This window comes from Citrobacter amalonaticus Y19 (genome assembly GCF_000981805.1).
Taxonomy (GTDB): domain Bacteria; phylum Pseudomonadota; class Gammaproteobacteria; order Enterobacterales; family Enterobacteriaceae; genus Citrobacter_A; species Citrobacter_A amalonaticus_C.
Genome location: NZ_CP011132.1, coordinates 1,390,672 through 1,405,078, shown reverse-complemented (window position 1 = coordinate 1,405,078; position 14,407 = coordinate 1,390,672). Strand labels below are relative to the sequence as shown.

Below are 14,407 nucleotides of genomic sequence, written 5' to 3'. Positions count from 1 at the left end.
CCTGACACTGTATATTTGACCAGTATCAATGTATCCTGCTCATTTCCCGCTATTCTGTAAAAAGGTCTTGATCCGCCCACACCGCAAAAGGGACAGGGAACATGTCAGCAAACAATGCGTCGCCGCCGCTGCCGGATATTTTTTCACAGGCGACCCGCGACTGGTTTACCTCGGCATTTCAGCACCCCACGCTGGTGCAATCACAAACGTGGGCCGTTACCGCGGCAAATCAGCATGCGCTGGTGATAGCCCCGACCGGTTCGGGGAAAACCCTTGCGGCGTTTCTCTACGCACTGGATCGCTTATTTCGTGAAGGCGAGGAAAAACACGCGACGCCGCCCTCCGGCAAAGAAAAGAAAGTCACCCGAATCCTCTATATTTCCCCGATTAAAGCCCTGGGCACGGATGTCCAGCGCAATCTGCAAATTCCCCTTCAGGGGATTAGCGAAGAACGGAAGCAATGCGGCGCGCCTGAGGTGGCCATTCGGGTCGGTATCCGTACAGGCGATACACCGCCTCAGGAGCGAGCGAAGCTCAGTCGTCATCCGCCCGATATTCTGATCACCACGCCGGAGTCGCTATATCTGATGCTCACCTCGCGCGCCAGAGAGTCGCTGCGCGGGGTTGAAACGGTGATCGTCGATGAAGTGCATGCGGTGGCAGGCACAAAACGTGGTGCGCACCTCGCGCTCAGTCTTGAACGACTGGATACGCTTCTGGCGGGCTCGGCGCAGCGCATTGGTCTGTCGGCGACGGTGCGTTCCGTTACTGAAGTTGCCGCTTTTCTGGGAGGCGATCGTCCGGTTACCGTCGTCAATCCCCCCGCCACCCGTCACCCGGACATCCACATCGTCGCCCCTGTCGCCAATCTCGATGACGTGCTGGCCGATAACAGCGACAGCAATGATGCCATTCACAAAGGCAGAGAAGGTTCCATCTGGCCGCGCATTGAAGCCGGTATTCTCGATCAAATCCTTCGCCATCGCTCCACGATTGTCTTCACCAACTCGCGCGGGCTGGCGGAAAAACTGACCGCTCGCCTGAACGAACTGTATCTTTCGCGCCAGCAAGCGTTCCCTGAACCGCAGGCGGAACCGGTGCACTATGACTCGTCAACCGGTTCCACCAGCAATCGGGCGCAGGGCGTCGAAGAATACATTGCCCGTTCACATCATGGTTCGGTTTCCAAAGAGCAGCGGGCCGTCACGGAGCATGCCCTGAAATCCGGTGAACTTCGCTGTGTGGTGGCCACCTCGAGTCTGGAACTGGGGATCGACATGGGCGCGGTTGATCTGGTGATTCAGGTGGCAACGCCCCTTTCCGTCGCCAGCGGCCTGCAGCGCATCGGGCGAGCCAGCCACCAGGTCGGCGGCGTCTCGAAGGGGCTGTTTTATCCCAGAACTCGCCGGGATCTGATTGATTCTGCGGTGATTGTCGAGTGCATGTACGCCGGGCAACTGGAGACCCTGACGCCTCCGCGTAACCCGCTGGATATTCTGGCGCAACAAACCGTTGCCGCCGTTTCAATGGATCCCGTCAATGTCGATGACTGGTATGCCCTCGTCCGTCGGGCTTCCCCGTGGAAAGATCTGCCAAGAGAGGCGTTTGACGCCACGCTGGATATGCTGGCGGGACGCTATCCCTCTGGCGATTTTGCGGTATTCCGACCACGTATTATCTGGAACCGCGAAACCGGGCTATTAACGGCCCGTCCCGGCGCACAACTTCTGGCCGTGACCAGCGGCGGTACCATTCCGGACCGTGGCATGTTCAGCGTACTGCTCCCCGAAGGGGATGAACAGGCAGGATCGCGACGCGTGGGCGAACTGGATGAAGAGATGGTGTATGAGTCTCGCGTCAACGACATCATTACGCTTGGTGCCAGTTCGTGGCGTATTCAACAGATCACCCGCGATCAGGTTATCGTCGTCCCTGCGCCGGGACGCTCGGCCAGACTTCCGTTCTGGCGCGGCGAAGGCGTCGGGCGGCCAGCGGAACTGGGGGAACGTATTGGCGATTTTATCCATACCCTGTCCGATGACAACGCGGAACTGCAGCTCTCCCCTCGCCTGCGCGATGACAATGTTCTGTCAAATATCAAAGGGTTAATTGACGATCAAAAAAATGCCACGGGTGTACTCCCCTGGAGTCGCCATCTGGTACTTGAACGCTGTCGAGATGAAATGGGTGACTGGCGAGTCATTCTGCATTCCCCATACGGCCGTCGGGTGCACGCCCCCTGGGCTCTGGCGATTGCCGGACGTCTCCACGCACTGTGGGGGGCTGATGCGTCGATTGTTGCCAGCGATGACGGGATTGTCGCCCGCATTCCGGACAGCGACGGAAAGCTGCCGGATGCCGCCATTTTTCTGTTCGATCCGGAAAAACTGTTGCGCATTGTCCGGGAAGCCGTCAGCAGCACGGCACTGTTTGCCGCCCGCTTCAGAGAATGCGCCGCTCGCGCCCTGCTGATGCCTGGCCGCACGCCGGGACGCCGCTCTCCGCTCTGGCAGCAGCGCCTGCGCGCAAGCCAGCTTCTGGAAATCGCTGCGGGCTATCCTGATTTCCCCATCATTCTGGAAACTGCCCGCGAGTGCCTCCAGGACGTCTACGATCTCGACGCGCTTGAGCAGGTCATACGCCGACTGAACACCGGCGAGATCCAGATTTCTGAAGTCACCACGCCAACCCCTTCGCCGTTCGCGACCGATCTGTTATTTGGCTATGTCGCGGAATTTATGTATGCCACCGATGTGCCGCTGGCGGAGCGGCGGGCCTCGGTACTGGCGCTGGACAGCGAACTGCTGGGCAGCCTGTTAGGCCAGGGCGATCCGCTGGAGTTGCTCGACCCGGAGATCATCCGCCAGGTTGAGGATGAACTTCAGCGACGGGCTGCGGGCAGAAAGGCCCAGGGGATGGAAGGCGTTTACGATTTGCTGCGCGAACTGGGGCCAATGACCATCGAGGATATTGCCCTCAGACACGAGGCGACGATCGCTGACATCAGGGGCTGGCTCGATAACCTGTCCGCTGACAAGCGTATTTTCCCGGTTGTCATTGCAGACACGACACAGATGGCCTGCATGGATGACGCAGCCAGGCTACGTGATGCGCTGGCTGTCCGCCTGCCTGCGACCCTTTCGCCTGCATGGTTGCATCCGGTGAATACACCGCTGCGGGATCTCTTCATGCGTTTCAGCCGCACCCATACGCTCTTTACCGGCGCGCAGATTGCGCAGGCGTTCGGGTTGGGTGTAGCCGTCGCCGATGACCTCCTGCGCCAGTTACGCGATGAGGGCGTCCTGATTCAACTGCGTACAGGGGCGTCATCCACTCCCGACGACGCGCGATCGTCAACGTGGGTGAATGAAGATATATTTCATCGGCTGCGCATCCGCTCGCTGCATGCCGCCAGAGAGGCAACCCGCCCGGTTCCGGCAACGAGCTACACCCGCCTGCTGCTGGAACGTCAGGGGCTCATTTCACCCGCCGACGGCAGCCCGGCACGTTCCCCTGCGTCCTCTGCGGGAACGCTGGAGGGAAGTGACGGTGTCACGAGAGTTATTGAACAACTTGCCGGCGTCGGCCTGCCCGCCTCACTGTGGGAAAGTCAGATTTTCCCTGCCCGGGTCCGCGATTATTCACCGGACATGCTCGATGAGCTGCTGGCGACCGGTGAAGTCATCTGGTCAGGACAACAGAAACTGGGTGAAGATGACGGACGGGTGGTGCTGCATTTACGGGATTATCTGGCGGAGACGCTTTCTCCGCCATCCGGTGACAGCGAGGCGCTTTCAGACTTACAGCGCGCGATTTTAGACGTCCTCTCAGGCGGCGGCGCATGGTTTGCGCAGCAACTCAGTGCGTTGATTCAGGCCCGGACGCAAAGGTCTGGCGATGATGCGTGGATTACGCCAGCGACTCTGCATGAGGCCCTGTGGGGGCTGGTCTGGCAAGGGTACATCACGACCGATATCTGGGCTCCGCTGCGTGGTCTGTCGCGCACGGTCGCCGCATCGCGCCAGCCGTCTCGACGCTCGCCGCGTATGCGTCGTGGACGCCCGATCTACGCCTCACCGCGTCCCGCGTCTGTTTCCGTACCGGTTTCTTACACCACCCCTGCGCTGGCCGGGCGCTGGTCACTACTGCCGCGAGAGACGTTAAATGATACCGAACGAATGTTGGCCTGCGCGGAGAATATGCTCGATCGCTACGGTGTGATTGGTCGGCAGGCGGTGATGGCTGAGAATGTCCCTGGAGGGTTTCCAGCCATGCAGACACTGTGTCGAAGCATGGAGGATTCGGGGCGTATTCTACGTGGGCGTTTCGTTGAAGGCATGGGCGGTGCGCAGTTTGCCGAGCGGCATACTATCGATCGTCTTCGCGATCTTACCTCGTCGACGTCTGAACATCAGGCTTTTACGGCGGTGGCGTTATCCGCGAACGACCCGGCCAATCCCTGGGGCGCACTGCTGCCGTGGCCGACGCATCCGTCATCTCTGGCCCCTGGACGACGTAATGGCGCATTTGTCGTCATTTCTGCCGGTCAATTGCGGCTGTATCTTGCTCAGGGTGGGAAAAAGATGATGGTCTGGGGCGAAAATGAGGAGATGCCCTCACCGGAGATTTTCAGGGCGCTGGCAAGTGCCTTACGCCGTGAACCGCGACTTCGTTTTACGCTGTCGGAAGTCAACGATAAACCGGTCCGGCAAACCACACTGTTTACCCTGCTGCGGGAGGTTGGGTTTTCCAGTTCGCCACAGGGACTGGACTGGGGATAAGACCGCCGGGAGTACGGCAGAAATGAAAAGGAGCTTACCCTGATACAGGAAAGCTCCTCTTAACCGTCTACTGATTACTCAGCGTCTGATTCTTCAGATTTGTATTTTGCAGCGGTCTCTTTGATCAACTGCTGCAGTTCGCCACGCTGGTACATTTCGATCAAAATGTCACAGCCGCCAACCAGTTCACCGTCAACCCACAGCTGCGGGAAGGTCGGCCAGTTCGCGTATTTCGGCAGTTCAGCGCGAATATCCGGGTTTTGCAGAATATCCACATAGGCAAAACGCTCACCACAGGCGGAAAGTGCCTGCACAGCCTGGGCTGAAAACCCACAGCTTGGCAGTTTTGGAGAACCTTTCATGTACAGGAGAATCGGGTTTTCAGCGATCTGGCGCTGGATTTTTTCGATAGTGGTGCTCATTGTCTTGCTTCCTTAACTTCTTTTACGGCAGTCGTCTGACATTGTAGCGGGTCAGAGCGACATCGGAAAATAACATTTTCATTACGCTTTACTATTTTATCGTCTGAACGCTTAAGTTGCATTCTCAATAATGGTTTCCCCGGTGCTGATGTCAAAAGTGCGCGCCAAACAACCAAATTTAGCTTTGGCTGCTGTTTTTTTTTGCACTCAATAGCGAAACCGCATTTTTAACAATAAAAGCTATTAACTTTATCCGTTTCTATAGATTAGAATCATCAGGTTTTGTAAATCACACGCAGGTATGATTGCGACCTGCCTTAACAGAGGAATGCTCAGTGGCGCGGATAAACCGACTTTCCCTCACGCTCTGTGCTTTACTATTTACAACGATTCCCTTTATGCCAATGGCACATGCGTCCAAGCAAGCCAGGGACACCGCTGATCTTTCGCATAATAAGAAAGCCAGCGATAAAAAGAAAAGTACGGCGACAGCAAAAAAAACGAATAAAACCAGTCAAAAAACCGTCAAGAAAACCACCAGCAAAACCAGTACCAAAACCGCCTCTTCTTCTAAGAAAAAACTTACCGCTCCCGCTAAAGTCAGCAAAACAGCCAGTCGTAAGGGAAAAACCGTCGCGACGAAAAAGATAGCCTCCGTCACCTGGAGCGAAAAATGTACCCCACGTAAAGGGCACAAGCCGACGTGTGTGAAAGTGAAGAATACCGTGCCAGGAAAAATGGCGGATGCACATAAAGTCAAAGTGCAAAAAGCGACCAGCACGGCAATGAACAAATTAATGAGCCAGATTGGCAAACCGTATCGCTGGGGAGGCACGTCGCCACGCACCGGTTTCGATTGCAGCGGTCTGGTCTATTACGCCTATAAAGATCTCGTGAAATTCCGTATTCCGCGCACGGCGAATGAAATGTATCACCTGCGTGATGCTGCACCGATTGACCGTCAGGAATTAATGAATGGCGATCTGGTGTTCTTCCGTACTCAGGGACGCGGCACCGCCGATCACGTTGGCGTTTATGTCGGCAACGGCAAATTTATCCAGTCGCCGCGCAGCGGTCAGGAAATCCAGATAACGTCGCTCAGCGAAGATTACTGGCAACGCCACTACGTCGGCGCTCGCCGGGTCATGACCCCCAAAACCATTCGTTAAAACTTTACCCTGTTGTTAGCGCAACAGGGTAAGTTCATCTTTTGTCTCACCTTTCAATTTGCTACCCTATCCTTACGCACAATAAGGTTATTGCGCGAAATACTATTAATAATAAGGAGAGAAGCAATGTCGTTCGAATTACCTGCGCTACCGTATGCCAAAGACGCGCTTGCGCCGCACATTTCCGCCGAAACGCTGGAATATCACTATGGCAAACACCATCAGACCTATGTCACCAACCTGAACAACCTGATCAAAGGCACCGCCTTCGAAGGAAAATCACTGGAAGAGATCGTTCGCAGCTCGGAAGGTGGCGTGTTCAACAACGCTGCACAGGTCTGGAACCACACGTTCTACTGGAACTGCCTGGCGCCGAATGCGGGCGGCGAGCCAACCGGCAAACTGGCTGACGCGATTACCGCCTCTTTCGGCAGCTTTGCACAATTCAAAGCGCAGTTTACCGATGCGGCTATCAAGAACTTCGGTTCTGGCTGGACCTGGCTGGTGAAAGGAAAGGATGGCAAGTTGGCTATCGTTTCGACCTCCAACGCCGGTACACCGCTAACCACTGACGCCACCCCGCTGATGACCGTCGACGTGTGGGAGCATGCGTATTACATTGATTACCGCAATGCGCGTCCTGGCTACCTGGAGCACTTCTGGGCGCTGGTGAACTGGGAGTTTGTCGCGAAGAACTTCGCCGCGTAAAAAAGATAACGCAGAAGGGATTCCCTTCTGCGTTTTTGCTCTGCCCTTAACCTGCGACGCACACCTGTTCAGGCTGTTTTCTTGCCGAAACAAACACCAGCAACAGCGCCAAACCGGCCACAATCGCCCCCATCACCGGCACAAAACTGTAGCCTAACCCGCCTGAAATGACGGCCCCACCTGCGGCAGCACCCAATGCATTACCGAGATTAAAGGCACCGATATTCACGGAAGACGACAGACCGGGCGCTTCGTGAGCCACACGCATGACGCGCATTTGCAGCGGAGGCACCACCGCAAAGGTCGCCGCCCCCCATACCACCATACTGACCGCCGCCCCCACGTCATTCTGTGCCAGTAAGGGGATGGCCAGCATGATCACCATCAGCAGCAGCAAAAAGCCCTTCAGCGTACCGTTAACCGAGCGATCGGCCAGTTTGCCGCCGAGGTAGTTACCAATGGAGAAGCCCACACCAATCAGAACCAGCATCCCGGTCACAAAGGCGGGGGTCGCATGGGTGATACTTTGCAGGACAGGCGAAATATAGGTATACAGCGTAAACATAGCGCCCGCCCCCAGTACGGTCGTCAGTAACGCGGAGAGCACCTGAGGACGCATGAGTACCGCCAGTTCTTTTTTCACTTCCGGACGCGCCCCGGCACCGCCTTTCGGCAACGAGAAAAAGAGACTCAGCATAGAGATGACGCCCAGACCGGCGGTTGCCATAAACGACATTCGCCAGCCAATGGTTTCACCCAACCAGGTCGCTGCTGGAACGCCGCCGATATTGGCGATGGTCAGCCCCATAAACATCGTGGCAACGGCGCTGGCCTGTTTGTGTTTCGGCACTACACTGGCTGCCACAACCGAACCCAGACCGAAGAACGCGCCGTGGTTAAGACTGGTTAAAATGCGTGACAGCATCAGCGTGGTGTAATCCGGGGAAATCGCCGAGAGCACGTTACCAAGCGTAAAAATTGCCATCAGAAAAATCAGCGCATTACGACGTCCACGATGTGACAACAGCAGCGTCATCAGCGGAGCCCCGACCATCACGCCGACAGCATAAGCGCTAATCAACATGCCTGCTGCGGGGATGGACACATCAACGCCACGCGCGATGACAGGCAGCAGACCCATTGGCGAGAATTCGGTCGTGCCAATGCCGAACGCGCCGATGGCCAGCGCCAGTAACGGATAATTAATTTTCATGCAGTGATGACTCCGACTCTTCGCGACAAGGCGCGAGGCTTAACTAAGAGTCAAAAGCATGACATCAATCACAAAAAAAGAGAAGTTAACAAAAATACAAAAGACTTTTGCAGATTCAATAACAATATGGCGGGAGGTTCGAGGGAGCAGGCACTCCCCCGAGGGAAATCAATGCAGTGCCGCTGTCAGACCGCCAGCAACGATTAAAGCCAGAACAATAAACGTGGTCACTAATGAAAATTTCAGATCGGTGCTCATCAACTTTTCTCCTTTTTATTCCCACACAAAAAGTGATATAGCGCATTTTTGCACACTTGAGTGCAAAAATCTCCCACGATTTAGAGTGATATGTGCTTTTAATACTTCCCCTTTTCGTTAAGATCAGCCAAAATTCGACGCTTACTTGATTAGCGTACCGGCCATTGACCCCTTCCTGACGCTCTGTGGCGTTTTCCCGGCATGCCGCAACCCCGATGTTGCGCACAGGATGATTAAAGGCAAACGTTTACTTAACATATTTTAATGTTCAGGTTGGGTCTGGAGTGAGATTTAATGGCAACAATTAAAGATGTAGCGAAGCGCGCAAACGTTTCCACTACAACCGTATCACACGTAATTAACAAAACGCGTTTCGTCGCTGAAGAAACACGCAATGCAGTGTGGGCGGCAATCAAAGAATTGCACTATTCCCCCAGCGCTGTTGCCCGTAGTCTGAAGGTTAACCATACCAAGTCTATCGGCTTGTTGGCGACCAGCAGCGAAGCCCCCTACTTTGCCGAAATTATTGAAGCCGTTGAGCAGAACTGCTTCCAGAAAGGCTATACCCTGATCCTCGGTAACGTCTGGAACAATCTGGAAAAACAGCGGGCCTATTTGTCCATGATGGCGCAAAAGCGCGTTGATGGCCTGCTGGTGATGTGTTCCGAATACCCCGATCCCCTGCTCGCGATGCTGGAAGAGTATCGTCATATCCCGATGGTGGTCATGGACTGGGGCGAAGCCAAAGCCGACTTCACCGACACGGTGATTGATAACGCCTTTGAGGGCGGCTATATGGCTGGCCGTTACCTTGTCGAACGCGGACATCGTGAAATTGGCGTGATCCCGGGACTGATGGAGCGCAACACCGGCGCAGGCCGTCTGGCTGGCTTTATGAAGGCGATGGATGAAGCGCTGATTAAAGTGCCTGAAAACTGGATTGTGCAGGGCGACTTCGAGCCGGAATCCGGCTACCGCGCTATGCAGCAAATTCTGTCACAGGCGCATCGCCCGACCGCGGTTTTCTGCGGCGGCGATATCATGGCGATGGGCGCCCTTTGCGCCGCGGATGAGATGGGCTTGCGCGTTCCGCAGGACGTGTCGCTGATAGGCTATGACAATGTGCGCAACGCCCGCTTCTTTACGCCCGCGTTGACCACCATCCACCAGCCGAAAGATTCGCTGGGTGAGACGGCCTTTAACATGTTGCTGGACCGTATCGTCAATAAGCGCGAAGAGTCGCAGTCCATTGAAGTCCACCCGCGCCTGGTGGAGCGCCGCTCCGTTGCGGATGGCCCTTTCCGCGACTACCGCCGTTAAGCCTCTTTTGCGGGAGTCTCGTCAGGCTCCCGCAACCACTCTTTGTTCAGCGTTTCGCTGTCTCCCAGATAGTCCAGCAGCCAGATCAGCGCAGGTGACATATCGTTTTGCTGCCAGGTCAGGCAACAGGCTGCATCCGGGAAAGGATTTTCCAGATCCAACGCCACCCACTGCCCCTTATTGAGATACGGCTTGGCAAAATGCGTCGGCACCATGCCGACACACAGTCCGGCGCTGATACAGGTCGCGGAGGAGTCCCAGTCCGGAACCACCACCCGCTTCTGGTTATCCAGCAGCCAGGTCACCCGTTTTGGCAACGTGCGGGAGGTGTCTTCCAGTACCAGTGACGGCCAGTTGCGCAACGTGTCATCGCTTAAGGGACCGCTCATGGCGGCCAGCGGGTGCGTACTGGCAACGACGCAACACCAGCTCAGCTTGCCCATATCGCGGAAGGTGTATCGCCCTCCGACCGGGATCGCCTGAGTGGCGCCAATAGCGAGTTCGACCCTGCCATCTGACAGCGCGTCCCAGACGCCATTGAACACCTCCTGAAAGACCAGTAACTCCACGTCATCAAAGTGGCGATAGAAATCGACTATCAACTGCCGCGTGCGCTCCGGGCGCACGATATTGTCTACTGCAATGGGAAGTTGCCCCCGCCAGCCGTTGGCTATCTGCTGACACTGCTGGCGCGTGATCTGCATTTTTTTGATGACAGAGCGGCCCTCTTTCAAAAACCAGGCTCCCGCTGGGGTCAGCACCACATCGCGGTGACGACGTTCAAAGAGCGGGACCGCCAGCCACTCTTCCAGTTGACGGACCGTATAACTGACCGCCGAGGGCACCCGGTGCAACTCCTGAGCGGCGGAACTGAAACTCCCGTTGCGCGCCACGGCATCGACCACTTCCAGCGCATATTCTGACCACATAATCTGCCTACAAAATTTTTGAATGCAATAAACAAATATTACCGTTTCACAAGCCGAAATTCACTCCCTACACTCTGCGCCAGTGTTATTCATTAAAATTAGAGAACAACTATGCAACCAGGAAAAGGGTTTTTAGTCTGGCTGGCAGGGCTCAGCGTGCTGGGTTTTCTGGCAACCGACATGTATTTGCCCGCTTTTGCCGCCATTCAATCTGACCTGCAAACACCGGCATCTGCCGTCAGCGCCAGCCTGAGTCTGTTTTTAGCGGGCTTTGCCATCGCGCAACTGTTGTGGGGCCCGCTCTCAGACCGCTACGGTCGCAAACCGATCCTGCTGCTGGGTCTGTCCATCTTCGCCCTCGGCAGCCTGGGTATGCTGTGGGTCGAAAGCGCGACAGGGTTGTTGGTTCTGCGCTTTATTCAGGCGGTGGGCGTCTGTGCGGCGACCGTCATCTGGCAGGCACTGGTCACCGATTACTATCCTTCGCATAGAATTAACCGTATTTTCGCGACGATTATGCCGCTGGTCGGGCTGTCCCCTGCACTGGCGCCGTTATTAGGCAGTTGGATCCTGACCCATCTTTCCTGGCAGGCGATCTTTGCCACGTTGTTTTTCATCACGCTGCTGCTGATGCTGCCTGCGCTGTTTTTAAAACCGACCACCCGGGCGCGTGATGACAGCAACGACAAATTGACCTTCACGACGCTGCTGCGCGCGAAAGTGTACCGCGGCAACGTACTGATTTACGCCGCCTGTTCCGCCAGCTTCTTTGCATGGCTGACCGGCTCGCCGTTTATTCTGAGTGAAATGGGCTACAGCCCGGCGGTGATTGGACTGAGCTATGTGCCGCAGACCATCGCGTTTCTGATTGGCGGTTATGGCTGTCGCGCCGCTCTGCAAAAATGGCAGGGACAACAGCTTCTGCCCTGGCTACTGGTTATCTATGCGCTGAGCGTGGTGGCGACGTGGGCCGCAAGCTTTATCCATCACATCACGCTTGCAGAGATCCTGATCCCCTTCTGCGTAATGGCGATTGCCAACGGGGCTATCTACCCGATAGTGGTCGCGCAGGCGCTGCGCCCTTTCCCACAGGCAACCGGTCGTGCCGCTGCCCTGCAAAATACCCTGCAATTGGGTCTGTGTTTCCTGGCAAGCCTTGTCGTGTCCTGGCTTATCAGCACACCGCTGCTGACCACAACCAGCGTAATGCTGTCGACGGTCGTACTGGCAGGCCTGGGCTACAAGATGCAGCTCCAGCCTTCGGACGTTGGTGAACAGCGTGATAATCGCGAAGTTGCCCACGGCGAATCCCATTGATATCACTGACAACCACCGTTAATTAGTTGGCTAACAATTTTTGGTTGAATCATCAATTTTTGAGGCCTATACTAAATTTCGGTTGTTAAAATTACGATAATTATTATGTGTTAACGGGAACCGGAGCGTTCCCGGTTCACCACGGATGGCCTTTTCGGCAAGGGGTCCTCCCTTCCTCTGTTCTACGTCGGATAATAGACTCGCGGAATAATTCCGCGAGATTTCTCACAAAGCCCAAAAAGCGTCTACGCTGTTTTAAGGTTCTGATCACCGACCAGTGATGGAGAAGCTATGAGTTCATCGTGTATAGAAGAAGTCAGCGTACCGGATGACGACTGGTACCGTATCACTAACGAATTATTAAGCCGCGCAGGCATTGCCATCAACGGCTCATCACCCGCTGATATACGCGTTAAAAACCCCGATTTTTTCAAGCGCGTTCTACAAGAGGGGTCGCTCGGTCTGGGTGAGAGTTATATGGATGGCTGGTGGGAGTGCGATCGGCTGGATCAGTTTTTTTGCAAAGTCCTGCGTGCAGGACTGGAAAACCAACTTCCGCACCATTTCAAAGATACCCTCCGCATCGCTGGCGCTCGCCTGTTCAATTTGCAAAGTAAAAAACGCGCGTGGATCGTCGGGAAAGAACATTACGATCTCGGTAACGATTTGTTCAGCCGCATGCTCGACCCCTACATGCAGTATTCCTGCGCTTACTGGAAAGAGGCTGACACCCTGGAAACGGCGCAGCAGGCCAAACTGCGGTTAATCTGCGAGAAGTTGCAACTGCAACCTGGCATGCGGGTGCTGGATATTGGCTGCGGCTGGGGCGGTTTGTCACACTATATGGCGACGAACTACGACGTCAGCGTGGTTGGCGTGACAATTTCCGCTGAACAGCAGAAGATGGCGCAGGAACGCTGCGCGGGACTGGATGTATCAATTTTGCTGCAGGACTATCGTGACTTGCACGATCAGTTTGACCGCATTGTATCAGTCGGTATGTTTGAACACGTCGGTCCTAAAAACTACCCGACCTATTTCCAGGTGGTGGATCGCAACCTGAAACCAGAAGGTCTGTTCTTGCTGCACACCATCGGTTCGAAAAAAACCGACAACAATGTCGATCCGTGGATCAACAAATATATCTTCCCCAACGGTTGTCTCCCGTCAGTGCGTCAGATAGCCAATGCCAGCGAAGCGCACTTTGTGATGGAAGACTGGCATAACTTCGGCGCGGATTACGACACAACGCTGATGGCGTGGTACGAACGTTTTCTCGCCGCCTGGCCTGACATTGCCGATAACTACACCGAGCGCTTTAAGCGGATGTTCAGCTACTACCTGAACGCCTGCGCCGGCGCGTTTCGCGCCCGCGATATTCAACTCTGGCAGGTGGTGTTCTCGCGCGGCGTCGAAGACGGCCTGCGGATTGCCCGATAAACCTCATCCCCCCGCTGTTCTGCGGGGGTAGCGCGGCCTTACGCTTCGCTGGCGGTTTTTGCGACCACGGCTTCACGCGCAGCCAGCACGCGTTCCACCGTATCCACCACGGCCTGCGTTTGCGGGTCGATTTCGATATTGACGCGCGCGCCCAGTTTCTTCTTACCCAGCGTCGTGCGTTCCAGTGTTTCCGGAATAAGATGCACGCAAAAACGCGTCGCAGTGACTTCGCCAACGGTCAGGCTGATCCCGTCAATGCCAATAAATCCTTTATACAGAATGTATTTCATTAACGTCGGATCCTGGACTTTGAACCAGATCTGACGATTATTCTCTGAAGTCAAAATCTTTGACACTTCCGCCGTGGTCATGATGTGACCGGACATCAGATGCCCGCCAATCTCATCGCTGAATTTTGCCGCGCGCTCGACGTTCACCAGGTCGCCCACGTTCAGATCGCCCAGATTGGTAATACGCAGCGTCTCCTTCATCAGATCAAAACTGATGCGGTTACCGTTAATTTCTTTCACGGTCAGGCAGCAGCCGTTGTGCGCCACCGATGCGCCCGTTTCCAGCGCGTCCAGCATGTATTCAGGTAATTCCACTACATGGGTGCGAAAATTTGGTTTTTCATCAATCGACACCAGTTTTGCGGTGCCCTGCACAATACCCGTAAACATACCTGCAACTCCTGAATTCAGTTAAGCCATTTCAGCCTGCCACAATAGCAGTTGGAAAATCAGGTTGCCAGTCAAGCGCCCATTGCGCCTGTTTTTTCACTGGAGAAATATGTATTCATCGCTACAATAGACTGAAATTTCCCCTGCATCTTCTTCTTGCTGCCACTCGT

The 14,407-nt window shown here is 55.2% G+C and carries 11 protein-coding genes; 6 read left to right on the top strand and 5 right to left on the bottom strand.

Features of this window, described 5'->3' with window-relative positions; all coding sequences use genetic code 11:
• Nucleotides 1–101 precede the first annotated feature (101 nt).
• Nucleotides 102–4,781, top strand: a complete 4,680-nt coding sequence (locus F384_RS06445; RefSeq protein ID WP_046480488.1) for an ATP-dependent helicase — start codon at nt 102–104, stop codon at nt 4,779–4,781.
• Nucleotides 4,782–4,855: 74 nt separating this feature from the next.
• Here the strand turns inward: F384_RS06445 and grxD are convergent, their stop codons facing one another.
• Nucleotides 4,856–5,203: a monothiol glutaredoxin 4 gene (gene grxD / locus F384_RS06440; protein WP_042319226.1), complete on the bottom strand. Its 348-nt coding sequence runs from the start codon at nt 5,201–5,203 to the stop codon at nt 4,856–4,858.
• A gap of 335 nt (nt 5,204–5,538) precedes the next feature.
• Here grxD and F384_RS06435 point away from each other — a divergent pair, with 335 nt between their 5' ends.
• A complete protein-coding gene (locus tag F384_RS06435) occupies nt 5,539–6,372 on the top strand; it encodes a C40 family peptidase (RefSeq protein ID WP_046480486.1) in 834 nt (277 codons plus the stop codon).
• Between the two features lie 126 nt (nt 6,373–6,498).
• Nucleotides 6,499–7,080, top strand: coding sequence for a superoxide dismutase [Fe] (gene sodB, locus F384_RS06430; RefSeq protein WP_046480484.1), 582 nt, complete (start codon nt 6,499–6,501; stop codon nt 7,078–7,080).
• Between the two features lie 46 nt (nt 7,081–7,126).
• Here sodB and F384_RS06425 read toward each other — a convergent pair whose 3' ends face one another.
• The gene (locus F384_RS06425; protein ID WP_046480483.1) at nt 7,127–8,293 is read right to left on the bottom strand and encodes an MFS transporter; all 1,167 of its coding nucleotides are present in this window, start codon (nt 8,291–8,293) and stop codon (nt 7,127–7,129) included.
• Between the two features lie 168 nt (nt 8,294–8,461).
• Nucleotides 8,462–8,551 carry a YnhF family membrane protein gene (locus tag F384_RS29785; RefSeq protein WP_086512609.1) on the bottom strand — a complete coding sequence of 30 codons (90 nt, stop codon included), beginning with the start codon at nt 8,549–8,551 and terminating at the stop codon, nt 8,462–8,464.
• Between the two features lie 294 nt (nt 8,552–8,845).
• Between F384_RS29785 and purR the strand changes: the two genes are divergently transcribed.
• On the top strand, nt 8,846–9,871 hold the full coding sequence (gene purR, locus F384_RS06420; RefSeq protein ID WP_046480481.1) for an HTH-type transcriptional repressor PurR: 1,026 nt from the start codon (nt 8,846–8,848) through the stop codon (nt 9,869–9,871).
• Here purR and punR read toward each other — a convergent pair.
• Nucleotides 9,868–10,800, bottom strand: a complete 933-nt coding sequence (punR, locus tag F384_RS06415) for a DNA-binding transcriptional activator PunR (RefSeq protein WP_046480479.1) — start codon at nt 10,798–10,800, stop codon at nt 9,868–9,870. The two genes, purR and punR, sit on opposite strands and share 4 nt — an antisense overlap.
• Nucleotides 10,801–10,911: 111 nt before the next feature.
• Between punR and punC the strand changes: the two genes are divergently transcribed.
• Complete coding sequence (punC, locus tag F384_RS06410; protein WP_046480477.1) at nt 10,912–12,117, top strand: purine nucleoside transporter PunC; 1,206 nt, start codon at nt 10,912–10,914, stop codon at nt 12,115–12,117.
• Nucleotides 12,118–12,408: 291 nt separating this feature from the next.
• The gene (gene cfa / locus F384_RS06405; protein ID WP_046480475.1) at nt 12,409–13,557 is read left to right on the top strand and encodes a cyclopropane fatty acyl phospholipid synthase; all 1,149 of its coding nucleotides are present in this window, start codon (nt 12,409–12,411) and stop codon (nt 13,555–13,557) included.
• Between the two features lie 38 nt (nt 13,558–13,595).
• Here cfa and F384_RS06400 read toward each other — a convergent pair whose 3' ends face one another.
• A complete protein-coding gene (locus F384_RS06400) occupies nt 13,596–14,237 on the bottom strand; it encodes a riboflavin synthase (protein WP_046480473.1) in 642 nt (213 codons plus the stop codon).
• Nucleotides 14,238–14,407 lie beyond the last annotated feature (170 nt).

Excerpts from the sequence above, each read along its gene's own strand:
- F384_RS06445 (WP_046480488.1), top strand. The coding sequence starts at position 102 with ATGTCAGCAAACAATGCGTCGCCGCCGCTGCCGGATATTTTTTCACAG.
- grxD (WP_042319226.1), bottom strand. The coding sequence starts at position 5,203 with ATGAGCACCACTATCGAAAAAATCCAGCGCCAGATCGCTGAAAACCCG.
- sodB (WP_046480484.1), top strand. The coding sequence starts at position 6,499 with ATGTCGTTCGAATTACCTGCGCTACCGTATGCCAAAGACGCGCTTGCG.
- F384_RS06425 (WP_046480483.1), bottom strand. The coding sequence starts at position 8,293 with ATGAAAATTAATTATCCGTTACTGGCGCTGGCCATCGGCGCGTTCGGC.
- F384_RS29785 (WP_086512609.1), bottom strand. The coding sequence starts at position 8,551 with ATGAGCACCGATCTGAAATTTTCATTAGTGACCACGTTTATTGTTCTG.
- purR (WP_046480481.1), top strand. The coding sequence starts at position 8,846 with ATGGCAACAATTAAAGATGTAGCGAAGCGCGCAAACGTTTCCACTACA.
- punR (WP_046480479.1), bottom strand. The coding sequence starts at position 10,800 with ATGTGGTCAGAATATGCGCTGGAAGTGGTCGATGCCGTGGCGCGCAAC.
- punC (WP_046480477.1), top strand. The coding sequence starts at position 10,912 with ATGCAACCAGGAAAAGGGTTTTTAGTCTGGCTGGCAGGGCTCAGCGTG.
- cfa (WP_046480475.1), top strand. The coding sequence starts at position 12,409 with ATGAGTTCATCGTGTATAGAAGAAGTCAGCGTACCGGATGACGACTGG.
- F384_RS06400 (WP_046480473.1), bottom strand. The coding sequence starts at position 14,237 with ATGTTTACGGGTATTGTGCAGGGCACCGCAAAACTGGTGTCGATTGAT.